The sequence below is a fragment of the Lyngbya sp. PCC 8106 genome, from assembly GCF_000169095.1.
GTDB lineage: Bacteria > Cyanobacteriota > Cyanobacteriia > Cyanobacteriales > Microcoleaceae > Capilliphycus.
In genome coordinates this window covers 148,064-172,977 of the sequence record NZ_AAVU01000008.1, presented here as the reverse complement: position 1 = coordinate 172,977, position 24,914 = coordinate 148,064, and the positions used below count along the sequence as shown (strand labels likewise).

At 41.5% G+C, this 24,914-nt stretch carries 16 protein-coding genes and 2 tRNA genes; 10 read left to right on the top strand and 8 right to left on the bottom strand.

Going from position 1 to position 24,914, the window contains the following annotated elements; translation table 11 throughout:
- The first annotated feature begins 176 nt into the window (after positions 1–176).
- The 6 genes from L8106_RS07850 to L8106_RS07825 all read left to right on the top strand — a co-directional run bounded on the left by L8106_RS07850 (position 177) and on the right by L8106_RS07825 (position 6,190).
- Positions 177–1,220 carry a sulfate ABC transporter substrate-binding protein gene (locus tag L8106_RS07850; RefSeq protein WP_009783715.1) on the top strand — a complete coding sequence of 348 codons (1,044 nt, stop codon included), beginning with the start codon at positions 177–179 and terminating at the stop codon, positions 1,218–1,220.
- A 46-nt stretch (positions 1,221–1,266) separates the two neighbouring features.
- Positions 1,267–2,133, top strand: a complete 867-nt coding sequence (gene cysT / locus L8106_RS07845) for a sulfate ABC transporter permease subunit CysT (protein WP_156803612.1) — start codon at positions 1,267–1,269, stop codon at positions 2,131–2,133.
- A gap of 80 nt (positions 2,134–2,213) precedes the next feature.
- Complete coding sequence (gene cysW / locus L8106_RS07840) at positions 2,214–3,047, top strand: sulfate ABC transporter permease subunit CysW (RefSeq protein WP_009783713.1); 834 nt, start codon at positions 2,214–2,216, stop codon at positions 3,045–3,047.
- A 48-nt stretch (positions 3,048–3,095) separates the two neighbouring features.
- The gene (locus L8106_RS07835) at positions 3,096–4,139 is read left to right on the top strand and encodes a sulfate/molybdate ABC transporter ATP-binding protein (protein WP_009783712.1); all 1,044 of its coding nucleotides are present in this window, start codon (positions 3,096–3,098) and stop codon (positions 4,137–4,139) included.
- 438 nt (positions 4,140–4,577) lie between these two features.
- The gene (locus L8106_RS07830) at positions 4,578–5,189 is read left to right on the top strand and encodes a serine O-acetyltransferase (protein ID WP_009783711.1); all 612 of its coding nucleotides are present in this window, start codon (positions 4,578–4,580) and stop codon (positions 5,187–5,189) included.
- Between the two features lie 26 nt (positions 5,190–5,215).
- Positions 5,216–6,190: a glycosyltransferase family 2 protein gene (locus L8106_RS07825; RefSeq protein ID WP_009783710.1), complete on the top strand. Its 975-nt coding sequence runs from the start codon at positions 5,216–5,218 to the stop codon at positions 6,188–6,190.
- 142 nt (positions 6,191–6,332) lie between these two features.
- Here the strand turns inward: L8106_RS07825 and L8106_RS07820 are convergent, their stop codons facing one another.
- The 3 genes from L8106_RS07820 to L8106_RS07810 all read right to left on the bottom strand — a co-directional run bounded on the left by L8106_RS07820 (position 6,333) and on the right by L8106_RS07810 (position 9,245).
- Positions 6,333–7,289: a hypothetical protein gene (locus L8106_RS07820; protein ID WP_009783709.1), complete on the bottom strand. Its 957-nt coding sequence runs from the start codon at positions 7,287–7,289 to the stop codon at positions 6,333–6,335.
- Positions 7,290–7,408: 119 nt separating this feature from the next.
- The gene (locus L8106_RS07815; RefSeq protein ID WP_009783708.1) at positions 7,409–8,434 is read right to left on the bottom strand and encodes a hypothetical protein; all 1,026 of its coding nucleotides are present in this window, start codon (positions 8,432–8,434) and stop codon (positions 7,409–7,411) included.
- A 139-nt stretch (positions 8,435–8,573) separates the two neighbouring features.
- Positions 8,574–9,245 carry an Npun_F0813 family protein gene (locus tag L8106_RS07810; RefSeq protein WP_009783707.1) on the bottom strand — a complete coding sequence of 224 codons (672 nt, stop codon included), beginning with the start codon at positions 9,243–9,245 and terminating at the stop codon, positions 8,574–8,576.
- A 261-nt stretch (positions 9,246–9,506) separates the two neighbouring features.
- On the opposite strand from L8106_RS07810, the gene L8106_RS07805 reads away from it, so the two are divergent.
- Positions 9,507–9,580 (top strand) — tRNA-Arg (locus L8106_RS07805).
- Between the two features lie 150 nt (positions 9,581–9,730).
- Here the strand turns inward: L8106_RS07805 and L8106_RS07800 are convergent.
- A tRNA-Thr gene (locus L8106_RS07800) sits at positions 9,731–9,802 on the bottom strand.
- 81 nt (positions 9,803–9,883) lie between these two features.
- Positions 9,884–11,863 carry an ATP-binding protein gene (locus tag L8106_RS07795; RefSeq protein ID WP_009783706.1) on the bottom strand — a complete coding sequence of 660 codons (1,980 nt, stop codon included), beginning with the start codon at positions 11,861–11,863 and terminating at the stop codon, positions 9,884–9,886.
- A 467-nt stretch (positions 11,864–12,330) separates the two neighbouring features.
- On the opposite strand from L8106_RS07795, the gene L8106_RS07790 reads away from it, so the two are divergent.
- Positions 12,331–13,836, top strand: a complete 1,506-nt coding sequence (locus L8106_RS07790) for a cryptochrome/photolyase family protein (protein WP_009783705.1) — start codon at positions 12,331–12,333, stop codon at positions 13,834–13,836.
- A 6-nt stretch (positions 13,837–13,842) separates the two neighbouring features.
- On the opposite strand, the gene L8106_RS07785 is transcribed toward L8106_RS07790, so the two are convergent.
- Positions 13,843–15,072: a class I SAM-dependent methyltransferase gene (locus L8106_RS07785; RefSeq protein WP_009783704.1), complete on the bottom strand. Its 1,230-nt coding sequence runs from the start codon at positions 15,070–15,072 to the stop codon at positions 13,843–13,845.
- Positions 15,073–15,474: 402 nt separating this feature from the next.
- Here L8106_RS07785 and L8106_RS07780 point away from each other — a divergent pair, with 402 nt between their 5' ends.
- The gene (locus L8106_RS07780) at positions 15,475–17,727 is read left to right on the top strand and encodes an alginate lyase family protein (RefSeq protein ID WP_009783703.1); all 2,253 of its coding nucleotides are present in this window, start codon (positions 15,475–15,477) and stop codon (positions 17,725–17,727) included.
- Positions 17,728–18,287: 560 nt separating this feature from the next.
- Positions 18,288–19,166 carry a PEP-CTERM sorting domain-containing protein gene (locus L8106_RS07775; protein ID WP_009783702.1) on the top strand — a complete coding sequence of 293 codons (879 nt, stop codon included), beginning with the start codon at positions 18,288–18,290 and terminating at the stop codon, positions 19,164–19,166.
- Positions 19,167–19,958: 792 nt separating this feature from the next.
- Here L8106_RS07775 and psaB read toward each other — a convergent pair.
- The gene (gene psaB, locus L8106_RS07770; RefSeq protein WP_009783701.1) at positions 19,959–22,187 is read right to left on the bottom strand and encodes a photosystem I core protein PsaB; all 2,229 of its coding nucleotides are present in this window, start codon (positions 22,185–22,187) and stop codon (positions 19,959–19,961) included.
- Between the two features lie 251 nt (positions 22,188–22,438).
- The gene (gene psaA / locus L8106_RS07765; RefSeq protein WP_009783700.1) at positions 22,439–24,700 is read right to left on the bottom strand and encodes a photosystem I core protein PsaA; all 2,262 of its coding nucleotides are present in this window, start codon (positions 24,698–24,700) and stop codon (positions 22,439–22,441) included.
- Positions 24,701–24,914 lie beyond the last annotated feature (214 nt).

Below are 24,914 nucleotides of genomic sequence, written 5' to 3'. Positions count from 1 at the left end.
TTTTCGTGCAGGTGTGTCCTATCTGTTATGGAACCGCACTTGAGCCGCTATGTAAAGCTTTTGCAAATTTAATTTGAAATGTATTGAAATTTATTTTAAACACAGCTATGATAAATTTACGATTAAAATCGAGATAAAACTGAATTCAAAATCTACCCATCTTTAGGAGACTGGCTATGAATACTTTCGACAGATCTCGTCTTGGACTACTCCTGACCACAGCAGCCCTTAGTGGTTTAGTTGTGGCTTGCTCATCGGGTAATCGCGCCCAAAAAGAGAAAACAATCACCCTCGTCTCCTATGCTGTGACCCAAAGTGCTTACGAAAAAATCATTCCCCAGTTCGTCGCCGAGTGGGAAGCCAAAACCGGGGAAAAGATCAGCGTTGATCAAAGCTACGGTGGTTCTGGTTCTCAAACCCGGGCGGTGATTGATGGTTTAAACGCGGATGTGGTGGCGTTAGCGCTCGCTCTCGATACCCAAAAAATTGAGGAAGCCGGACTAATCGAACCAGGTTGGGAACAAGAATTACCCAATGACTCTATCGTTCACAAGTCGGTTGTCGCCTTCGTACTTCGCGATCAAAACAGCAACGTCAAAACCTGGTCAGACTTAGCTCGTGATGATGTTTCATTAATTACTGCAAACCCAAAAACTTCGGGGGGTGCAAGATGGAACTTTATGGCATTTTGGGGAGTAATTACCCAAGCAAGCGGTACTGAACAACAAGCCCAAGACTTCGTACAAAAAGTCTATCAACGTGTTCCGGTTCTTCCGAAAGATGCTCGGGCGGCGAGTGATGTGTTCTATAAACAGGGTCAAGGTGATGTTTTAATTAACTACGAAAATGAAGTGATTTTAGCTGCACAAAAAGGTGATCCTCAAACTTATATTGTCCCCACTGATTACAACATTTCCATTGATAATCCGGTCACGGTTGTTGATGCGAATGTCGATAAAAACGGTACTCGAGAAGTTGCTGAAGCCTTTGTTCAATATTTGTATACTCCCCAAGCCCAACGAGAATTTGCAAAAGTTGGTTTTCGTCCTGTTGATTCCCAAGTTGAAGCCGAATTTGCCAATCAATTTCCCAAAATTAAAAACCTATTTACAGCCAAAGATTTAGGCGGTTGGAATGCTGTACAAACCCAATTTTTTGCGGATGGTGCAATTTTCGATAACATTCAAGCCCAAATTGCTCAATCTCCAGCTACAAACTAGAAATTAATCCAATCTTGTTTTAATGTTAAAAACGCATAATTTGGTTATGACTTCTGCCAATCAAGCCACTCCATCAAATGTATTCAGCCGAATTGTTTACCCTAATTTAGATCGGATTTCCTTCCCTTGGACTGTAACCGTTCTGTCTTTAGCTTTGTTGTTGTTTTTACCAATTACCGCATTAGTTAGCAAATCTTTTTCGATTGGATTTAATGAGTTTTGGCGGATTGCAACTGACCCGGTGGCTATTTCTGCTTATAATGTCACTTTTTTAACCGCTTTATTTGCAGGTTTAATCAATGGTGTTATGGGAACGTTAGTCGCTTGGGTATTAGTTCGCTACGATTTTTTTGGTAAAAAACTGGTTGATGCGACCATAGATTTACCCTTTGCATTACCGACATCGGTGGCGGGTTTAGTCTTAGCGACTCTTTACAGTCCTCAAGGTTGGATCGGACAACTTTTTGCTCCTTTTGGGATAAAAATAGCCTTTACTCGTTTAGGGGTATTTGTGGCGATGGTGTTTATTTCTTTACCCTTTGTGGTTAGGACTTTACAACCAGTTTTACAAGAAATGGAACCAGAAATCGAACAAGCGGCTTGGAGCTTGGGTGCAACACCTTGGCAAACATTTACTCGTGTATTGCTACCGCCTTTAATGCCTTCAATTTTAACAGGAATTGCTTTAGGATTTTCTCGGGCTGTTGGTGAATATGGTTCGGTTGTGATTGTTTCTTCTGCGATTCCTTTTAAAGATTTAATTGCACCTGTACTCATTTTTCAACGCCTAGAACAGTTCGATTATCAAGGGGCGGCTGTGATTGGAACTGTGTTGTTAATCGTGTCATTAGTCATGTTATTTGCGATCAACAGTTTGCAAAGATGGGGTCAACGATATGCGATTAAATCCTAAATGATTATAGGATTTAAACTGCTGAATTTTTCTCACCTCAATCTCCAAGCTAAAAAACGTTCAAAACTTCATGTACCATCATGCTGAACCGAATCAAAAGTCTCCGTAAAATTCCCCTACAACTTGTATTGATTACCATTGCATTAGTCTATTTGATGCTCATCTTATTTATTCCGGCTCTTGCTGTTTTTTACGAAGCATTTCATACAGGAATTGGTAAATTTATTGAAGCTGCAAGTAGTCGAGACTTTATTCATGCTGCACAAATGACGCTGACTATCGCCGCGATAGTTGTTCCTTTCTGCACAGTATTCGGTATTTGTACAGCTTGGGTATTAGCCCGACATCAATTTCCCGGACGAACGCTATTAATTAGTCTCATTGATTTACCCTTTGCAATTTCTCCCGTTGTCGCCGGATTAATGATTGTTTTACTCTACGGAAATAACGGTTGGTTTGCTCCCTTGCTAGACAAACTGAATATTCAAGTCTTGTTTTCACTACCCGGAATGGTGATCGCTACATTATTTGTAACCTTACCGTTTGTTGCTCGAGAAGTGCTTCCAGTCTTAGAAGAAATTGGTCTTGAACAAGAAGAAGCTGCACAAACTTTAGGAGCAAATGATTGGCAAACTTTCTGGCGAGTTACACTCCCGAATATTAAGTGGGGATTACTTTATGGAGTGCTGTTAACAAATGCCCGAGCGATGGGTGAATTTGGGGCGGTTTCTGTTGTTTCTGGTTTAATTGCAGGTCGCACATTAACTTTGCCTTCTTTTGTCGAACAAGCCCATAAAAACTATCAAGATGAAGCAGCATTTGGAGCCGCAGCTATTTTAGCACTATTAGCAGCAGTAACATTAGTTCTAAAAGAGATTTTAGAACGCCGCACTGAGCGAAAATTGAGTGCATAGAAATTTCGATATTTGTCCTAAATTGTTCTTTTTTTTGAGGTAAAAGCCATGAGTATTATCATTCAAAACGTTTCTAAACAGTTCGGCAATTTTCAAGCCCTTCATAATATCAACTTAGAAATCAAAACTGGAACTTTAGTCGCTTTATTGGGGCCTTCAGGTTCAGGAAAATCAACCCTATTAAGAACGATAGCAGGTTTAGAAGCACCCGATATTGGTAATATTATTATCAATGGTCAAAATACCACTCATCTTGATGTCCGTCAGCGTAATATTGGGTTTGTCTTCCAACATTACGCCCTGTTTAAGCATTTAACTGTCCGCCAAAATATCGCTTTTGGTTTGGAAATTCGCAAACATTCTCCTGTTCATATCAAACATCGGGTTGAAGAATTACTCGCCTTAATTCAATTAGAAGGACTTGGAAACCGTTATCCAGGTCAACTTTCTGGAGGTCAACGTCAACGGGTGGCTTTAGCGCGAGCGCTAGCGGTTCAACCGGAGGTATTATTATTAGATGAACCCTTTGGGGCGTTGGATGCAAAAGTGCGTCAGGAGTTGCGAACTTGGCTGCGTCATTTGCATGATGAAGTTCATATTACCAGTGTATTTGTGACCCACGACCAAGAAGAAGCGATGGCGGTTGCGGATGAAATTGTCGTGATGAATCAAGGTAAAATTGAACAAGTTGGAACCCCCGCAGACATTTATGACCGTCCGGCGACTCCGTTTGTGATGAATTTTATTGGGGCGGTGAATGTGGTTCCAGCCCATGCGTCTATTGTTGCTGAACACGCTCTAGAAACTTTACCTGCACATCTATTTATTCGTCCCCACGATATTGAAGTTTTACCTTTTGCAGCGAGTGGAACAACGACGGCTTATATTAAGCGTATTATCCATTTAGGGTGGGAAGTTCAAGTTGATTTGATTTTAGCTGACCAACATCAGATCGTGGCTCATCTACCTCGAGAACAATTTACTCAACTGAACTTTAAAAAAGGTCAGCAAGTGTTTATTAAATCTAAGCGAGGTTATCGAGGTGATACTTGTGAACTTTTATTAGACAATCGACTTTCACGAAAAGCATAGATATCTGTATCTGTAGTGTGGGCAATGCCCACTTTGCTTGGAAATTGAAGTCGCTGGGTTTGTTGTGAAAAAATCTGCCAAAATGGCAATTGTTATTCAAAAATTGTGTTAGTCTAGCCCTATTCAACAAAGATTGAGCTGTAGATCAAGTTCAAACTAACTTCGCTAAAAATGTATGTTTTTAAGCTCAATTTATACAGCACTACGCAAATTGGTTAGGACATTTCTAAATTATGAAACCCTCTCAGGCGTGTGCATTCCTTGGCGGCTTACAAAGCCGCAGGGTCACACCGCTTTCATAGTCTGCTGTTCCCTAAGATTGCCAACTAAGTCTCGCCGGAAACCGCGCCCGCCGCAAGGCAAGCGCTGTTCCCTATTCCCGATTCAAGTAGCGCTATACAATTCATTCCCTTTCTTAACACTTGAGGAGAAACAACAATGATCATGCAATCACAGCCGTTAAATTCTCACTTCAATTCCGATTGTTCTGAGGTTGACTATACTTCTTCTAAAAATCTAGGATTTTGGCAACAAATTCGCGAAGATTTGGAGGTTCACGAAGGAGATTTGACAAAACCCGGATTTCGAGCGGTCGCTGTGGCGAGGTTTGGGATGTGGAGAATGAAGATTAAATCAAAGCTGTTACGAGCGCCATTGAGCATTCTTTATCGCTCTTTATTTCGCCATGTTCGTAATGTTTATGGGATTGAATTACCCTACACTGTAGAACTCGGACAGCGTGTGATTATTGAACATCAAAGCGCGATTGTGATTCATGGTTATAGTAAAATTGGGGATGACTGCATTATTCGTCAAGGTGTAACCATTGGAAATCGCTATTTAGACCGTCCTTTGGAGGCTCCAAAACTAGGAAATCGAGTCAATATTGGTGCAGGTGCAAAAATTCTGGGTGATGTAACCATTGGGGATGATGTTTGTATTGGTGCTAATGCTGTGGTACTGTCTGATGTGCCTGCGGGTGCGACAGTAGTGGGTATTCCTTCTAAAATTATTCGCTGCAAAAATTCTGATTTACAAACCGTTGCGTAGCTACACAATCGCTTTTAAACTGTGGCATGAATATACTGGTTGTCATTCTCAATTATCGCACACCTCAACTGACGATTAATGGTTTGCGATCGCTAATTTCTGAAGTTCAATCTCTCTCGAATATTCAGGTTGTCGTCGTTGATAACTGTTCGGGCGACGGTTCAGCAGAACAAATTCAAGCTGCAATTCAAGCGGAAGGGTGGGGAGAATGGGCTTCTGTTTTAGCCCTGAATCAAAATGGCGGATATGCTTTTGGGAATAATGCCGCTATTCGTCCGGCTTTACAATCATCTCATCCGCCTGATTTTGTTTGGTTACTCAACCCAGATACAGAAGTTCGCCCTGGGGCAATGCAACCCTTAATTGATTTTCTCCAAACTCATCCTCAAGCGGGAATTGTGGGGAGTCGCCTAGAATATCCTGATAGAACTCCTCAACGTTCGGCTTTTCGCTTTCAAACCCTGATGAGTCAATTTGAGGGGGGCTTGCGATTAGGATTAGTCTCAAAACTGTTAGCGCGTTGGATGGTTGCGCCTCCGGTGTCTAACTCCCCTTGTGCGACAGACTGGGTACCCGGTGCGAGTATGATGGTACGGCGTGAAGTCTTTGAACAAGCGGGTTTACTCGATGAAGGGTATTTTCTGTATTACGAAGACGAGGATTTTTGTCTACAAGCCAAACGTGCAGGCTGGAGTTGTTGGTATGAACCCCAAAGTCGGGTGGTTCATTTAGTTGGACAGAGTTCGGGGATTACAGACACTAAAATTACCCCGAAGCGTCGCCCCCAATATTGGTTTGATGCACGACGTCGTTACTACGTGAAAAACTACGGATGGCTGTATGCAGCCCTTGTCGATGGAGCGTGGATTATGAGTTTAACCCTGTGGCGTTGGCGTCGAACCCTGGAACGTAAACCCATTCTTGATCCCCCTAGTTTTTTGGGAGATTCAATTCGCAATAGTGTATTTTTGTCCTTATTTCAACAAACGAGAAGAAGCTAATTTTGATGAGCATCTCGAAAAAATTTAACTTTTTGAGTGATCAAGAGACATTTGAGCTTCAGCAAAACGTTGCATCTTTTTAATGTAGATTTGTTTAGCCTGTATTTGGTAGTGTGGGCAATGCCCACCCTACTCCTAAAAATTAAAATCGATAAACTTGACCATCAATTAAGAGTCGAGTAATTCCCTTCGCTTGTAAACAAGGTGCAGCTTTTTGCAGCAGGCGAGTGTCGGGAACTTTAAACACCCGTTGATTTCGGGCAGAAAACCGACTGGCAACTCGATGATTATCAAACACAGGTAACGTTTTTTCGTGAACTTCATCTGCGGGAATCTGCCCTAACTCACTAAAAGCTTTTAACGGTTTAGCAACCAATTCTGCAGCCCGATCAATCACAAGATAGCAGGTTTTTGGGAGTTCTGCTTCTGTCAAGGGTAAGATTTTAACTTGACTTGATCCGCCCATCGAAAAAGAAGAAGAAAAGAACTTTTCTGGTTCTTCCCCATCATCGGAATCTTCTTCAATAATATAATCATCATCATCATCATCATCGTCATCCTCCTCCTGTTCAAATTCACTGAATTCTTCCTGCAAAAAGTCTTCAGCAATGAGGTCAATGTTAGTCGCTGTATTAGGTTGAGGAGAAGAGTTAGATTCTTCATCCCCTGATTTAATAATGGGTTTGGGAATGGGCGAGGAACTGGCTGGAGAGTCTAACGATTGAATCTCGTTTTCAATTGCAGAAGACCGTTTACGTCGTCGTTTAATAGTCGGAGAAGAATCAGATCCCGGCGATACTTCCTCAAATTGTTCTTCAAATTGTTCTTGAGACTCTTGTTCAATCATTGAGGTTAAGGGGCTTTCCTCTGGTTCCTCAGCATTGCGGGTTGAACGTTTACCTGTTCGATGTAGGCGTTGTTTTTGTTGAGTCAGTGTCTCATAAGTATCCTTGGGGATAGCACTTTGAAGAACACGTCTGACGGTTGAACTGCTTACGCCATAACGGTCAGCCAGAGTAATAGTTGTCTCCTCTGGCATCTGTTGATACAACTTAACAATTTCCTGTTTTTCAGCGTCAGATAATTTGGAGGATGACATTCTATTTTGGGGTTTGAGATCTGAGATAGAGAATCAAAAAGTGATTGTTGAGGGGGTGAGCGTTCCGGGAAAACTGAGCTTATGAGTTCCGAATGAGTCGCTCACCTGTTCCCTCCATTTTAGCTTTTACCACTACCACGTCTTCCCCGTCTACTCTGACGAGAACGGGTGGAGATATCGTATTCTAATACCGCACCAATGGCAAACAAAATTCCAGTAAATACAAAGAAAACTTCCAATAATCCACCACTTTCGTATTCTCCTTGACCGCGAGAGTCTGTCCACTTAAAGTACATATCCGCAACGTAAAGTGAGAAGGTTGCAAAGGCAATCATTCGCCAAGATTGAGAAAAGCGTCCACCCCAAAACGCCAAAATCAGAGCGGTTGCCAAAATTAACAGAAAAACATCACCAATAATGTAAAACAGATTAACCCCGGTCGCTAGTGGCTCTAATGTGCGATCAAGATCTACTACCCAACTGGGGGCTGTCGTTTCTTCTTCTGCTTCTTCTTCTGCGGCAGACATGACAGCAGGTGCCACGGGAGGAGTGGTTGATGTGGCTGTCGTTTCTGGGGCGACTTGTTGTTCGATCACAACCGTTTCTTCAGAGCCAAGTAGCCCAAAGAAGGAAGGATCAGCGACCCAAACAGCGAGTGCTGTTCCACCCACCGCGACTCCCAAGATGGCTGCCCATTGCCAAATTTCTAAATTCAACCGTTTTGAGCTGACGGCTAAAACCATACCCCAACCTAAGAATACATAACTGAAGATATAAAATAAATCAGCTAGTGAAACATCTGGATCTAAATGCCAGACCAATTCCCAAAAGCCAAACAGTACACCACCAGCGAAATAAAAGAAACATCCTAAACCAAAACCTAGCCAAACGTTGCGTCCACTGACCATTTGGGGGCTTTGCCAGTTGCGGTAACAAACTAATGCTGCCACCAGAAAAGCACCGAGTTCAAAAACGTAAGTGCCAATGGAGTACCACAATGGTAGTTCCTCCCCTTCCGGGGTGACACTAAATAGCAGAAAAAACAGCAGTGCAAGTACCGCCCAGACAATACCAAAAATGACGAGATTCTGAGCGGAAAGGATAGACGATCTCGACAGCGATTTTTGTTGTGAAGTGCTACTCATAGCGATAAAATAACAGGCAATTTAACATGAAAACCTATGATTTGATCCCCCGACAAGCTGCCAAGTTCAACTTTTTAGCAGGGTCGATTATTCAGCGTCCCATATCTGAGACTCAGAACTGAGAATTTCTCAACATTCCTTAACCTATTGTCCACAGCTGACCTAGAGAAGATTGATTGAGCCAACCAATAAAGTGAGTGCGATCTTCGGTACTCATTTCTTCTAACACTTCATTCATTCCCTCTGCAAAGCTGGTATTGCCAAAATATTGTTTAGCAAGTTGATAGAGTTCTTCTAATAAAGTGTTGAGATGATGTTCCTGCCACGGGGGAACCTGAAGCTCGTCAAGGGGATCTCTTGTTAGCAAGGTTTTCACGGCCTCTTGAGTTTCCATCTGTGGAAGTTTCGCTTTGTGAAAAATTTGAGCTAAATCTTTTTCAAAAGAGCCAGCTTGTCGAGAACCTAATAAGTCTTCCACATCGAAATAAACCGCTTGCAAAACCAGCAAACACGCTTGTACGAGTGCATAATGTTTACTATTGCTCGTACTGACAGCATCGCTAACCAATTGATCCGGGCGAACTTTCCCCCAAACACTATATCGATCCGGTTCTTCAAGCAATACACAAGCTTTGCCTCGGTTATCCGTCAGATCTCGCCAAAAGGCTCTCGCCTCATCAGCTTGCTGGGAGGTAAACACTTTCATAAGGCGAAAACTCTGTCCCTGATAATTCAAAATTGGAATCTGCTGATCCCGATTTGGGTGTTGAATGGTTTGAATTTCAACATCCTGCCGTTTCAGAATAAACATGACACTCAGACCTACTCCTGTTAGAGCTGGAGGCTGTGTCTGTCATTTTAGTCTCTAACACTGACCTCCGACGAGAAGCATAATTAGGGGGATTCCAGCTCACTCTCAGAATAACACGAGTCAAGCACCCATCTTCGTCTGTTTGAGGGAAGCAAGTTCATGATTCGTTACGACTCATGGGGAATTGAGTCACCTCAATTGAACAGAAAATTTTAGATTTGACTCGGGTAAGCTATAATAAATCTCAACGATTGTCATCTTGGGTGTGTAACTCAGGTGGATAGAGTAGCTGCCTTCTAAGCAGCGAGTCGCAGGTTCGAGTCCTGCCACACCCGTTCAACTTTTATCTCTATCCCTTGATCTATTTCGTTGTCAGTCTCTAACTTTGATCGAGATTGCATTTGATGACAAGTTCTAGACAGGTCACTTCTGAAACCATTAGCGGCATAAAAGTTATTTTCTAGTACAACTCAGTTTTCAAAAGAAGCCGATGAGGGGATTTGAACCCCTGGCCTACGCATTACGAGTGCGCCGCTCTACCACTGAGCCACATCGGCACAATTAATAATTATAACACATTGTCAGGCTTTACTTCTGCCTTGTCTCTCCCCTATTCCCGATTAATCTGAGAAATTGCATCACAGGTTGGAAAACAACTTAGTCTCAGAAGAGGATAGGGCGACGGGTATGCACAGAGTAACTGTGGTTCCTTGATTTTCGCCTTTGCTATACAGTTCAATGGAACCGCCCATCATGGTCATTAAACTTTGGGAAATACTTAATCCTAAGCCAATACCACCAAACTCACGAGTGGTTGAACCATCAACAACAGCGAAGGGTTGAAAGAGTTTATCCTGTTTTTCTACCGCTATACCAATTCCGGTATCTTGGACGACAATAACAGCTTGAAATTTCTCCTCACAGGATTCATAGGATATTCGATCACATTGTACAATGGGAAGAACTTCAGCGGTGATTATAATCCGACCTTTTTTTGTAAATTTAACGGCATTACTTAAAATATTGAGCAAAACCTGTTTCAGTTTATCTGGGTCAGCCCAGACTTTGATCGGGTCTTGAAGATGTAGTTTTAAAGATAAACCTTTTTGATGAACTTCTAAGCTTTGAGTGGCGATTGCTTCTCGAATGATTTTAACTAAGTCTACAGGTTTTTGAGTAATAGAGAGTTGTCCTTCTTGAATGAGAGCAATATCTAAAATATCATTCACAATACTATAAAGATGCAAAGCTGATTTATTCGCCATGTCTAAATATTCTTGTTCTTCTTTTGGAGTATCACACAAATCATCTCGGAGAAATTGGAGAGAATTAATAATACCGTTGAGTGGGGTTCTCAGTTCGTGAGAGATAATTCGTAAAAATTCATCTTTGAGTTGATTGGCGATTTGAGCTTCTTTAGTAGCGAGTTCTAGTGCAGATGCTCTTGATTGTAGCCGTTCAACCATAATACTAATGGCTTGTCCGAGTTGGATAAATTCTCGGATTTTTAAGTTTTGAGGAATAGGTCTAGGTGATTCTAGGCTATTAATGGTTAAAGCATAATCTCTCAATCGTTCAAGTGGGCGAGCTAAATCCCGAGACAAATAAAGTGCTGCAATTATACTGGCTGCAATTAAACTAATTGTTAAATAAAATAAAACAGAGTTGATTTCTTTTAAACCTGAGAGTGCATCATCTAAACTGGTGACTGCTAAAATCACCCATTGACTTTCTTTGTCCTGAGAAATTGGACTTGAAACTGCATCATACCCAGCGAGTAATTCATTCCCCTGTTGATCAAAGAAGAAAAGATGTACAAAATCTTTCTCTCCAGATAATGCACTATCAATGATTTTTTGAAGACGGGGGCCATCAGTTTCCTCATTGATGTTAACTCCGACTCTTTCCGGTTCAGGATGAGCAATAATTCGACCAACTTCATCAAGAACGACCGTAAAACCTGTTAAGGATTTGGGTCTGTCTTTAGAGGATAAGGGTAAAGAGGATTCTAAGATTAAAACGTATTTTAGTTGATTGAAGTTTTGGGATTCTGTTACATAAACAGGAGCCATAAAAACAAGCTGTATTTTATTTCTCCAGGGAGGGACAGAGACTGAATTTTCAAGTCTTGTCAGGGGGGAAAATTGAGAGCTAAATACTCTGTTTTGGATATAAACACTCGTCAAGGTTAAGATCTTATCTTGAGGTTTTTTCTCAGCCCATAGGTTCGGAGGAATTTCAATAATCACTTCATTTCCACAACTACTGGCTTGAATCTGATTGGTTTGAATATTCACCAATTGTAGACAGTTAACTTGAGTCGGAAGTTGTTGTTCTAGTTCTTTGATAAATTGTTGATAATCTTTGGACTGTTCTGATTGTAATATTGTGCTTTCTGTTGCTAAAATTAGATTAGACTGGAGTGATTTTACCCAGTCGTTAATGTCTTGTGCCATCTCAACTGCACTTTCAGTTAAATTGAGACGAGCAGTTTCGAGTAGACCTGATCTCGCCTTCCGATAAGTGACATATTCTCCGACCAGGAGAACCGGAACACTTAGCAGTAAAATCCGAGACAGAAGTATTCGACGAAATGAGGATTGACCGAGTTTAGCCATGGTCTGTTCTAAACTGTTTGAACTGAAGGTGCATGATCGGCCAATAGCTTGACCTAAATTCAACGAGGACTAGAGTTAGAAAAAGGGAGATGTGAATTGAAAGGTTGAGTGGTTAGGCTAGGGAGTAAACTGACTTTGCGGTGAGATTGCAAACCTGATCCGGTGAGATTATAGGTTCTAATTCTATGATAAGTGATCTTTCAGCTTTCTCTTTATATCGTAACCCTTATTAACCTCAATTGCATCCTCCCTATATATTAGTTGTGATCAAATACTGTGAATTGGGTATAATTTATCCCGGCAATCAAAAAGATTTTCTGATCTTCTTTGGTAACCAAGTCTATGATTTTTATTCCTAATAATTTCCTAAATTTTAGAGAGAGTTTGGGGATAGGGTAATGACAAGATAGAAATATTTGTTTAAAATCTTTTATATTCTGACTCTAAATTTTCAGGAAATTAGTTGCATGACAGTAGGAATTTGGATTTTAGGAGATCAGCTTTGGAGTCAACAAGCTGGATTAAAAAGTGTTGACTCTGATTTTGAGACACCGATTATTTTGATTGAATCTCTAGAATTTGTGCGAGTTAGACCTTATCATCGCCAAAAATTGGTGTTGGTTTGGTCAGCAATGCGACATTTTGCGGAGGAATTGCGAGAGGCAGGTTGGTCTGTGACTTATATTATTACAGAAAAATCTGTGGATGTTCCTCTCAAAAAATGGATTAAAGATCATCAAATTACTCAGTTGCGAGTGATGATTCCCAATGATCGACCTTTTCAGGAATTTATTCAAAATTTAAACTTATCTTGTCGAATCGATTGGTTAGAAAACAACCATTTTCTTTGGAGGATAGACGAGTTTAAGCAGTGGTCAAAGGGTCGTAAACGTTTATTAATGGAAGACTTTTATCGAGAAAGCCGCAAACGATTCAATATTTTGATGGAGGATAAACAACCAATTGGTAATCGCTGGAACTTTGATTCAGAAAACCGTAAACCGCCCAAAGGAAAGTTCAATCCTCCTCATCCACTTTGGTTTGAACCCGATGAAATAACTCAGGCAACGATTGAACAGGTTAACCAACTTTCACTTCCATTATACGGGAAAATAGAGCCGTTTGCTTGGGCTGTTACTCGTCAACAAGCACTTCAGGTTTTGCAATCTTTTATTCAGGAACGTTTGCCTAATTTTGGGACTTATCAAGATGCGATGCTTACTGGTGAACAAACCTTGTGGCACGCTTTATTGTCTCCTTATTTGAATTTGGGTTTATTGCATCCGCTAGAAGTGATTCAAGCCGCAGAAAATGCTTATTATCAGCAAAATTTACCCCTAAATTGTGTCGAAGGATTTATTCGTCAGGTTCTAGGTTGGCGAGAATATATGCAGGGTATTTATCAATTAATGGATGCTGATTATTCCCAACGCAATTGGTTTAACCATACTCAACCTTTACCGGAGTTTTTTTGGGATGCTGAACAGACAGATATGAACTGTTTATCTCAGGTGTTGTCTCAGGTGGAAACTACAGGATATGCTCATCATATTCAACGGTTAATGGTGTTAAGTAATTTTGCTTTAATTACTGGTCTTTCCCCTCAAGAGGTTGAAAACTGGTTTCATGCGGTTTTTATTGATGCTTATGATTGGGTTATGCAAACCAATGTGATTGGGATGGGGTTATTTGCCGATGGCGGAATTTTGGCTTCTAAACCCTATGCAGCTTCAGCAAATTATATTAATAAAATGAGTGATTATTGCAAAGGTTGTGTTTATAATCCTAGACATCGGACGGGAGAAAAAGCTTGTCCTTTTAATGTTTTTTACTGGGATTTTCTCGATAGACATCGGGAAAAACTCAAGTCTCAAGGGCGGATGAATTTGGTTCTTCGTCATCTCGATAAAATGTCGGAAAATGAACGTCAAATTATTCATCAACAGGCGGTTAATTGGCGTAGTCGATTTTAAGAACTGTTAGAGTGTAGGAATGGTTAAACCTTTGAGTTGAATAGGATTTTTTGTGGCTAAACCTTTACTTTGAATTAACACTCCAAAATTACCTAAACCCATCGGATTAATCAGAGAATGTAAAGCTTCCCGTCTTCGCAAAACTTCGGATAAATTTTGTCCCTGAGTTTGAGAAATAGCCGCAATGCGATCGCCAAGTCCCAATGCCATTAAAAACAGGGCTTGTTGGGTAAATCCAATCACTTCTAATCCTAATAATTCTCCTTGTTTTTCTAAAGCTGTAAAATCAACATGAGCCGTTATATCTTGTTGACCAATATGGATATAAGGATTATTATGATGACGATGCTGATAATAACATTGTAAGGTTCCACTCGCACGAGTTGGGCTATAATAACGTTCAGCCGAATAACCGTAATCAATCGTCAATACAAATCCTTGTTGTAATTTGTTCGTAACTGTTGTTATCCAATCGAGTGCAGCCAAGTTAATTTCAGTACGATATCCATCAGAATAAATCTCAGATAATAAGTCAATTTTTAGCGATTGAAAATAGGTTTGAAGTTGGGGGGTTGACAAATCAGCCTCAATTTCTGTAAAATAAGCGTTAATGCTATTGTTGCCCTCACTATGCGTGTTAAGCGCAACATAGATTTCTCGCAGTTGATGATTGCGAACAATGACTTGGTGTACAGGTAAAGCGTCTACGAGTTCGTTGGAGAAGAAACAGCCTGTAATGGAATCGTTAGGAATGTCATCCCATTCACACCAACGCACCGAGACAGAAGAACCGATTTGATCATTGAGTTTCTGTTGTTGTTCTGCTTTGAGGGCGGCTGATTTTTCAATAATGATATAGTCTACAACTTTGAAGCAGTGCGGATACCGTCGCTGAATGTATTGTAAGATATCTGCCGCGAGAATACCTTGTCCAGCCCCCATTTCTACAAGAGTAAAAGGCTGAGGTTGATGTAAAATCTCCCACATCTCTACCAACTGTTCAGCGAGTAATTCTCCAAAATCTATACCCAGGTGAGGTGCTGTGAAAAAGTCTCCAGAGGCGCCGATGCGAGTTTGAGGTGTAGCGTAATATCCCTGTTGAGGATGATAAAGAACCCAATTCATATATTCAGCGAAAGAGATACGCTGATTTGGGCTTTCGTTAATTTGCTGAGTAATGAACTCACGCAGAATTGAATTGGGCTTGTTACCGCTATTTTGAGGTTGAACTGTCATTGCTACAGTGGATTACAGGGTTTATGGGTTTATTTAGAGTCTAACAAAAGTCACAGCTTGACAGCCTAAAAATAACGCTTTATAAGCTTACCGCATTTCAGACATCAGTGTGGTTATGAATTTTTTTGATTACTAAAACAAGCTTTCAAAACAATAAATGTTGATATAAAATTGTAAATTTTTATTGTAAATTTTTTGATTGAGTCTCTTTGATTTATAAAATTTTGTATATTGTGAGATATACTAAAGGTGATAATTTATGCCTTTCTTCGGTTATTCAAGCTTCGGGTGCTATCTATAAATATTCTCAGTTTTACGTGATTGTCTTTCTATTCACCGGTTATTTATGTTGGCTTAATAAACAATCAGTGATATTGAAGATTAAAACCAGGGTAAACTATCATGATTGAAAATTGGTTGAATACAGAAAAATTCAAAGATTTTGAAAACCTGACTCAAACTTATTTTAAAAAAGCGAAAAGGAAAATAAAAATTAAGTGTATATATCCTTTAACTAAAAATTTTCTGATTTCATTGAATACTGCACAAAAAACAATTGGACATCAGTACAAAACAGACTGGGGTAAAATCTCACTTCCAGAAATTTGTGAACTCTATCCCCAGCGAATTAAAAATCTATTTTTGAGTCTAAACTTAGACAAGGAAGGTTTACAAACAGTTAAAATAGCTACCTCTAAAGGGAATTGGTTAGAAGCTTGTGAAGCGTTACTCGAATATTACTGTCATTATAATCCCAAAGCATGGCAACATCAGATTGCTGTTCAACCGAATACTATCCATTATTCTGATGCTGAATTATTACTCAAAGATACCTTTACCTTTCAATTAGTGACAGGGAAAGTACCCCGTCTGTCTGATTATTATTTAGACTGGTCATATAAAGGCCCAAAAAATGATGAACAATGGGCTTTTTTTATAAATCGTCACTATCATTTAAAAGATTTATTTATTGCGTATAAAAAAACGAATAATTTAGACTATATTTGCTGCTTAAACAATCAGATTATCGATTGGATTCTTTCTAGTCTATCATCAACAAGTACATCCACCTGGGCGCAATGGCGAGGCTTAGAAGTGGCTTGGCGTATGATCAATTGGTCATCAATTTTTTATAGTTTACAACCTATTGAAGCTTTTTCTCCTGCGGCTCGTATTCTGATGTTATCAAGTGTTTCCGACCATGCTAATTATCTACGACATTTTCATGGTTGGGGAGCCAATTGGTTGTGTCGAGAAATGAATGGTTTAGCAACGCTTGCTTTATACTGGCCTGAATTTAAACAGTCTCAAGAATGGTTTAAATATGCTGAATATCATTTAGTTAGCCAGATCAATATTCAGGTCTATCCTGATGGAGTTCACAAGGAATTAACAAGCCATTATCACCGGGTTACAATGGATGATTTTCAGAGTTTTGCTAATTTACTCTTGCAATCAGGACAGCCTGTTCCACCATTGTTTAAAAAACGTTTAGAACAGATGTGGAATTACTTGGCTTATTCAGTGCGTCCCGATGGCTATGGTGTTCTTAATAATGACTCAGATAGAGATTACAATCAAGCTATTATCAAAGAAGCCGCAATTACTTATGAGCGACTAGACTGGACTTCTATTACTACCAATAGAAAATCAGGTCAAAAGCCGATGGTCAGACCTTCTATTATTTTTCCTTGGGCGGGTCAAATGGTGATGCGAAGTGCTTGGGATAAACAAGCTCACTGGGCATTTTTTGATATGGGACCAATGGGAATTAACTATCATATTCATAATGATAAACTGCATCTTTCTGTCGCTGCTTATGGACGGGATTTATTGGTTGATAGTGGTCGATACAGTTATGTTCGTAGTCCTTATTGGCATTATTTTCGAGGGTCAGCCAGTCATAATGTGATTTTAGTGAATGGCGGCGGACAAAAAATGGATATTCGGGAAACTTATCGTCCGTTTACGGAAAATATTAGCTATAGTATTTCTGATGAGTTAGACTATGCCCGAAGTTGTTTTAAAGCTGGATTTATTGGGGTTTCAGGAATAGTTACTCATACTCGGGCGGTTGTCTATCTGCGTGATCAATACTGGGTCGTTGTCGATCAAATTCTCACGAACCGTCCCCGTCAGATAGAAACACTATGGCATTTTCATCCAGATTGTACTGTCGTTACTGAAGCAGATACTGTAGGTTCTGTGGATGAAGGGTTAGGAAATCTGAAAATTATTCCTGTTTCTACTCTTGATTGGACGGTGAATTTAGTTCAAGGTCAAGAAAATCCGGTTCAGGGTTGGTGGAGTCGGGAGTATAATCATAAGCAACCGAACCCAACGGCGATTTATTCAACTCAAATACAAACTTCAACTTGTTTTGCTTGGGTTTTGGTTCCTGCAAAAGATCGAGTTCTTGGGGTTGATGTTCATGTGTTTTCGGCTACTTCTGATACCATGATTTTATCGGTAAAAATTGGAGATCACAGTCCTGCTAAAATTGCAGTGAATTTAAACAAAAACAAACCCTTAAAACTTAGTTCAGACTTAATACTGTTCGGTGAATGTGCGGTTTTACGTCAGGGAAAAGTCCCTTTGTTGGCTGGCAATTTGGTTGATCAGTCCGAGACTCAATCTCAGATAATTTCTCCTTAATTACGCAACTATGACGCTACGCGCAGGCAAAAGGTAATCTTGCAAAAGGCAAAAGTTCGACTCTTACCCTGCGTTTTCAGCCTTTATAAGTGTCTTAACCTTAGTGAGTAGCACTATAAAATTTCATGGATTAAAGAAAAATAGAAAAATTAATTAGATACAGCTTGATCACAAAAATGTATTAAATCTTTAAAGGTTTTAAGATATTCTTAATTTATCAATCATCAATGCCTATTTAACTTTTCTCGATCTAATTTTTCATCTAATTTTTATTGCTCTTGAAGTCTCCAAGCCTTCGGCCCTAAAGCCCGGAGTCTATTTTAATTTGCATTAACGGTTTGTTTAGCTCTAAAGCTATATTTTACATAAGAACTATCTGTGTAAAACTTTTATAAAGCTTTTGTAAAGTTGTCCTTTTTTTAAAAAAAAGCTATATATGATTAGGCTATATCCAATGTTTGTTTTCACAAGTCTGAAGTCAGACTAATTTTTTCATTGAATTGACCATCAACATTGTGTCTTTTGTTGATTGATTTTGAACACAGGATAAGGGTGAACTGATGATACGAGTAAGTACAAAGTCTGAAGAACAAAATGATCAGGGTTTAGAAAACGTTTTCCATTTTCAACTCGAAGCATCTCCCAAACGGACATTAACTCAATGGATGGTATCTGCTGGAATAGCTGCTGCGACGGCTTTATTTGCTTTACCCACTCAGGCGATTACGGTTGGACAACTTAAAACTGAAGTTTTTCCCTATGTACCTCGGGATTACACAGTATTAGATGTGGGAACAGGAGGTTATGTTCCGATTAATGCCAACGGAGAACTCACCCTCAATGAATTCTTTTCTCTAAACTCAGACGAACTATCGAGCGTTAGTAACTATGCCCAAACTGCGTCAAATAATGCTTTTAGTGTAACGAACCCCACTGCTACTTTTGGTAGTATTGATACTGCAACAACAGTGACAGGGGTGGGAAAACCCAATTTCAATAATGTCATTGATATCAATGGTGGCATTAATCTCGATGGAGATAACAAGTTTACGATTAATGCACTTCGAGGAGAATCAGTCGTTCTCAATATTAGAGGGGATTTAAAGCTCTCTAACTTTGCTGCAATTGAGTTAACGGGTGGAGTTAAAGTCGATAACGTACTGATTAATGTTTTGGGGAATGTATTGCTAGATGGAGATTCTAGTGTTTTTGGTACAATCCTAGCTGTTAATGGAGGTTCAAGCACCAGTATTAATGGCGGAAAGGTTTCAGGAACTCTGATTGCTAGAGATATTGCTTTGCAGAATGCTTCGATTGATGGAGTCTATTTTGTTCCGGAACCATTCACAATTCTAGGAACAGGTACAGCTTTAGGATTTGGAGTTTTATTTAAGAAGGAATCTTCTAAAAAGCGAAAGAAGGAGAAAGCAAAAGTCTAAATAATAAATACCGTTCAAACTCATTTCCAATATAGATTCAAGATAGACGATTTGTTGATGATCTCATCAGTACATAGTCTATTTTTTTAGATTTTTTTTAAGTTAATCAGAAACCCTACAACAATAACAGCATCCTAACTTGTTTTCTCAGTGACTTCCTCCTATGTAAAAATAGATCCAGAGTTACACTAAAAATGATCATTTAGTTGCATTGCTCTCTGTTAGCTATTTGAGGAAATATAAGAATACCTTGTGGATGCTGTTACCGATATTTGACGAGACAGATTTGAACTTAAACAGCTTTCTTGACCTCCTAGTTTAGCAGATTGACTCCTCTTTTTTAAATTGAAATAGAGTTACATTAAAGAGTATGATTGATTTTAATGTATGGCTCCCAAATCACCATTTGAGGAAATTTCTGCAACTCAGGCAGGTGATGCTATGTGAAATCACAGACTTCAGATGAAACAGTGTGTTGACCTCCTCGTTTCCCAGTAAACTGCGATGATTAGCTTTGTTAGATTGAGTTCGAGTGAACCCTTCAAACATTGCCTGTTTATCTGTCAAATGAAGCTTGATTAGCTTCTATTAACAATGTAATTCTTTATCTATTGATCGGCAAGCCAATTAAACTAAAGTTTACAATAGTCAGTGTAATGACTGTAAATTATATTAATTTAGGTAAATAATATTCTTCTGATCTCTAACACTTGCGATTTTTAACTTATAAAAAACCCCCCGTCAGGCGACGAGGGATTCAGCTTCAAGGAAGCAAGTTTAGTTTATGCTAGATTAACCAAACTTACCCGCAGTCGAGGCAATCAGGAAGGCAGCATAGGTCAGAATATAACCGACCGTGAAGTGAGCCAAACCAATCAAACGACCTTGAACGATGGACATTGCCACAGGCTTATCCTTCCAGCGAACTAAGTTAGCCAGAGGAGTACGCTCGTGAGCCCAGACCAAAGTTTCGATCAACTCTTGCCAATAACCACGCCAAGAGATCAGGAACATGAAGCCTGTTGCCCAAACCAGGTGTCCAAAGAGGAACATCCAAGCCCAGACGGATAGGTTGTTCGTTCCAAAGGGGTTGTATCCGTTAATTAGCTGGGAAGAGTTCAGCCAGAGATAATCCCGTAACCATCCCATCAGGTAGGTTGAGGATTCATTGAACTGAGCGACATTACCCTGCCAGATACCCAGATGTTTCCAGTGCCAGTAGAAGGTTACCCAACCTAGCGTGTTTAACATCCAGAACATAGCCAGATAGAAAGCATCCCAAGCCGAGATGTCGCAAGTACCGCCACGACCAGGACCGTCGCAAGGGAAGGAATAACCAAAATCCTTCTTGTCGGGCATCAACTTGGAACCGCGAGCATCCAACGCACCTTTAACCAAAATCAAAGTGGTGGTATGCAGACCCAGAGCGATCGCATGGTGAACCAGGAAGTCGCCAGGGCCAATGGTTAAGAACAGAGAGTTCTTACCAGAGTTAATCGCGTCTAACCAACCGGGTAACCAAACATTACCGTGATTGGGCCATGCAGTGGTTGCAATGCTATCGGGGTTCGACAGCAAAACATCCATGGCATAAACAGCTTTTCCGTGAGCCGCCTGAATGAACTGAGCGAATACAGGTTCAATCAGGATTTGTTTTTCAGGAGTACCGAACGCAACAACAACGTCATTGTGAACGTAGATTCCTAAAGTGTGGAAGCCCAAGAACAGAGACACCCAGCTCAGGTGAGAGATGATTGCCTCTTTGTGTTCGAGCATCCGAGCCAACACATTACCTTTGTTTGCTTCTGCATCATAGTCACGGACAAAGAAGATCGCGCCGTGAGCAAAAGCACCAACCATCAGAAAACCAGCAATATACTGATGATGGGTGTACAGTGCAGCTTGAGTGGTGTAGTCCCGCGCTATAAATGCGTAAGGCGGTAGGGCATACATATGCTGGGCGACCAAAGAAGTGATTACGCCCAAAGCAGCCAACGCCAAGCCTAACTGGAAATGCAGAGAGTTGTTGATGGTGTCATACAACCCTTGGTGAGGCAGATTAAACTGACCCTCATTCTTGAAGCCGAACAGGGGATCTTTGGAATTGAGCATTTCTTTGATGCTATGACCAATTCCAAATTGAGTCCGGTACATATGTCCAGCGATGATGAATAGCACAGCGATCGCCAGATGGTGGTGAGCCATATCCGTCAGCCACAGAGATTCAGTCTGAGGATGGAACCCACCGAGGAAGGTCAGAATAGCTGTTCCTGAACCTTCTGAAGTCCCAAACACATGGCTCATCGTATCCGGATTTTGAGCGTAAACGCCCCAGTTTCCGGTGAAGAAGGGAGCCAAGCCTGCCGGGTGAGGCAGAGTGCTGAGGAAGTTATCCCAACCCACGTGCTGTCCGCGAGACTCAGGAATGGCAACGTGTACCAGGTGTCCTGTCCAAGCCAAAGAGCTGACCCCAAATAGACCCGCCAAATGATGGTTTAAACGAGATTCAGCGTTTTTGAACCAGGAGAGGCTAGGACGATATTTGGGCTGGAGGTGTAACCAGCCTGCAAACAGGAAGATTGCAGACATTAACAGCAAGAAGATAGAACCTTGGTAGAGATCTCCGTTGGTTCTCATGCCGATGGTGTACCACCAGTGGTAAACACCTGAGTAAGCGATATTAACCGGATTAGAAGCACCTGCTTGCGTGAAAGCATCTACCGCAGGCTGTCCGAATTGAGGGTCCCAAATCGCGTGAGCGATCGGACGGACATTTAAGGGATCTTTAACCCATTGTTCAAAATTACCTTGCCAGGCGACGTGGAACAGGCTGCCAGATGTCCAGAGAAAGATGATGGCGATGTGACCGAAGTGGGAAGCAAAAATCTTTTGGTAAAGATTTTCTTCCGTCATGCCATCATGACTCTCAAAATCATGGGCTGTGGCAATCCCGTACCAAATCCGACGGGTGGTCGGATCTTGAGCCAATCCCTGACTAAATTTGGGGAATTTGGTTGCCATAAGTCCTAACTAAATCGTCTTCTCTTACGAAGTTGCTCCTTGACAGAAACCGCCAAGACCGCACTTCGCGCTCTCTTACGAAGTTGCTCCTTGACGGAAACCGCCAAGACCGCACTTCGCGCTCTCTTACGAAGTTGCTCCTTGACGGAAACCGCCAAGACCGCACTTCGCGCTCTCTTGCGATAGTCCGCTCAAGGAATTAGAGCAAAGCGTGAATAATCCTTCACCCTAATCCTTAAGCGGGGAGACTCTCATCCTACTGAAATGATTCGAGCCAGGAAGAACGCCCAAGTGGTGACGATTCCTCCAAGAAGGTAGTGAGCGACTCCAACCGCCCGACCCTGAATAATGCTCAGAGCGCGAGGTTGAATAGCGGGAGCTACCTTGAGTTTATTATGTGCCCAAACGATCGATTCGATCAGTTCTTGCCAGTAGCCACGACCACTGAACAGGAACATTAAGCTGAATGCCCAGACAAAATGCGCTCCTAAGAACAGCAAACCGTAGGCAGACAGGGCAGACCCGTAGGAGGTAATCACCTGAGAAGCTTGCGCCCACAGGAAATCACGCAACCATCCGTTAATCGTAATGGCACTCTGGGCAAAGTTACCATTAGTAATGTGAGAAATTGTACCGTCTGATCCGACAGTTCCCCAGACGTCAGATTGCATCTTCCAACTGAAGTGGAAAATCACAATCGATAGGGAATTGTACATCCAGAACAGACCCAGGAACACGTGATCCCAACCGGAAACCTGGCAGGTACCACCCCGACCCGGACCATCGCAGGGGAAGCGGAAGCCTAATTCACTTTTATCTGGAACCAGGCGAGAACTGCGGGCGAACAGAACACCCTTCAGCAAAATCAAAACGGTAACGTGAATGGTAAAGGCATGGATATGGTGAATCATGAAATCCGCCGTACCCAATGTAATTGGCATCATTGCCACTTTACCGCCCACTGCAACGACATCGCCGCCAAAGGCTGGGCTAACGCTCGCCAAGACGTTTGGAGCCGTGCTACCGGGAGCCAAAGTATGTAGGTGTTGAACCCACTGAGCGAAGACTGGCTGGAGCTGAATCCCGGTATCTGAGAACATATCTTGAGGACGACCAAAGGCTCGCATTGTATCGTTGTGAACGTACAAGCCAAAGCTATGGAAGCCCAGGAAAATACAAACCCAGTTCAAGTGAGAAATAATCGCGTCGCGGTGACGAATTACCCGATCCAAAACGTTATTGACGTTCTTCGCTGGATCATAATCACGCACCATGAAGATGGCACCATGAGCGCCTGCACCCACAATCAAGAATCCGCCAATCCACATATGGTGGGTAAAGAGGGATAGTTGAGTGGGATAATCGGTGGCAATGTAGGGGTAAGGCGGCATCGCATACATATGATGAGCGACGATGATGCTCAAAGAACCCACCATTGCGAGGTTAATCGCTAGCTGTGCGTGCCAAGAAGTGGTTAGCGTTTCGTAGAGACCTTTATGACCTGTACCACCGATGAGTAGTGGATCTCTATGGGCCTCTAGAATTTCCTTCATGCTGTGACCAATACCCCAGTTGGTGCGGTACATATGGCCAGCAATAATGAAAAGTACAGCTAAGGCTAAGTGATGATGTGCTGTATCTGACAGCCACAAGCCGCCTGTTACCGGATTCAGACCACCTTTGAAGGTTAAGAAGTCTGAGTAGACTCCCCAGTTTAAGGTGAAGAAGGGTTTTAAACCTTCTGCAAAGCTGGGATACAGCTCGGTCATTAAATCCCGGTTCAGAATAAACTCATGGGGCAGGGGGATGTCGGCGGGGGCAACCCCAGAATCCAGAAGCTTATTGATCGGTAAGGACACGTGAATTTGGTGTCCAGCCCAACCTAAGCATCCTAAGCCGAGCAATCCTGCTAAGTGGTGGTTCATCATCGACTCCACATTCTGGAACCATTCCAGTTTGGGAGCGCGTTTGTGATAGTGGAACCAACCTGCAAACAGCATCAAGCCAGCCATAACCAGCCCACCAATAGCGGTGCAGTAAAGCTGGTATTCATTTGTGATGCCGGATGCACGCCAGAGTTGGAACAATCCAGAGGTGATTTGAATACCTTGGAAGCCTCCTCCCACATCTGCATTTAAAATTTCTTGACCGAAGATTGGCCAAACAACCTGGGCACTCGGTTTGATGCCTGTGGGGTTTGTTAACCAAGCTTCATAGTTTGAAAACTTCGCGCCGTGGAAGTATGCGCCACTTAGCCAGATAAAGATCACAGCTAAATGACCGAAGTGGGCGCTAAAGATTTTGCGCGAAATATCTTCTAAATCACTGGTATGACTATCGAAGTCGTGAGCGTCGGCGTGGAGGTTCCAAATCCAGGTGGTGGTATTTGGACCTTTCGCTAGATCACGTCGGAAGTGACCGGGTTTTGCCCATTTTTCAAACGAGGTAGTAACCGGATCGTTATCGACCGTAACCTTCACCTTCGCCTCCGGCTCTGGAGGACTGATGGTCATTGAGACTCTCCTCTCCCTATGACAAAAACTCTACGTGTTGCTGATTATGAAACAAGTGGTTAAACTCTTTCAAAATCCTTAGCAAAAGTTAATGTGTTACTAACACTTGCTAGAGGGCAACATAACTCCCCTTTAATTTACTACAAGAGTGGAAAATTTAATTTCACACTCAACCCCTCTTTAGCACTTGGGAATTTTCCTAAGCCGCTTTCAA

Excerpts from the sequence above, each read along its gene's own strand:
- L8106_RS07775 (WP_009783702.1), top strand. The coding sequence starts at position 18,288 with ATGATACGAGTAAGTACAAAGTCTGAAGAACAAAATGATCAGGGTTTA.
- psaA (WP_009783700.1), bottom strand. The coding sequence starts at position 24,700 with ATGACCATCAGTCCTCCAGAGCCGGAGGCGAAGGTGAAGGTTACGGTC.
- L8106_RS07850 (WP_009783715.1), top strand. The coding sequence starts at position 177 with ATGAATACTTTCGACAGATCTCGTCTTGGACTACTCCTGACCACAGCA.
- L8106_RS07830 (WP_009783711.1), top strand. The coding sequence starts at position 4,578 with ATGATCATGCAATCACAGCCGTTAAATTCTCACTTCAATTCCGATTGT.
- L8106_RS07835 (WP_009783712.1), top strand. The coding sequence starts at position 3,096 with ATGAGTATTATCATTCAAAACGTTTCTAAACAGTTCGGCAATTTTCAA.
- L8106_RS07785 (WP_009783704.1), bottom strand. The coding sequence starts at position 15,072 with ATGACAGTTCAACCTCAAAATAGCGGTAACAAGCCCAATTCAATTCTG.
- L8106_RS07780 (WP_009783703.1), top strand. The coding sequence starts at position 15,475 with ATGATTGAAAATTGGTTGAATACAGAAAAATTCAAAGATTTTGAAAAC.
- L8106_RS07820 (WP_009783709.1), bottom strand. The coding sequence starts at position 7,289 with ATGTCATCCTCCAAATTATCTGACGCTGAAAAACAGGAAATTGTTAAG.
- L8106_RS07825 (WP_009783710.1), top strand. The coding sequence starts at position 5,216 with ATGAATATACTGGTTGTCATTCTCAATTATCGCACACCTCAACTGACG.
- L8106_RS07810 (WP_009783707.1), bottom strand. The coding sequence starts at position 9,245 with ATGTTTATTCTGAAACGGCAGGATGTTGAAATTCAAACCATTCAACAC.
- L8106_RS07795 (WP_009783706.1), bottom strand. The coding sequence starts at position 11,863 with ATGGCTAAACTCGGTCAATCCTCATTTCGTCGAATACTTCTGTCTCGG.
- L8106_RS07815 (WP_009783708.1), bottom strand. The coding sequence starts at position 8,434 with ATGAGTAGCACTTCACAACAAAAATCGCTGTCGAGATCGTCTATCCTT.
- cysW (WP_009783713.1), top strand. The coding sequence starts at position 2,214 with ATGCTGAACCGAATCAAAAGTCTCCGTAAAATTCCCCTACAACTTGTA.
- cysT (WP_156803612.1), top strand. The coding sequence starts at position 1,267 with ATGACTTCTGCCAATCAAGCCACTCCATCAAATGTATTCAGCCGAATT.
- L8106_RS07790 (WP_009783705.1), top strand. The coding sequence starts at position 12,331 with ATGACAGTAGGAATTTGGATTTTAGGAGATCAGCTTTGGAGTCAACAA.
- psaB (WP_009783701.1), bottom strand. The coding sequence starts at position 22,187 with ATGGCAACCAAATTCCCCAAATTTAGTCAGGGATTGGCTCAAGATCCG.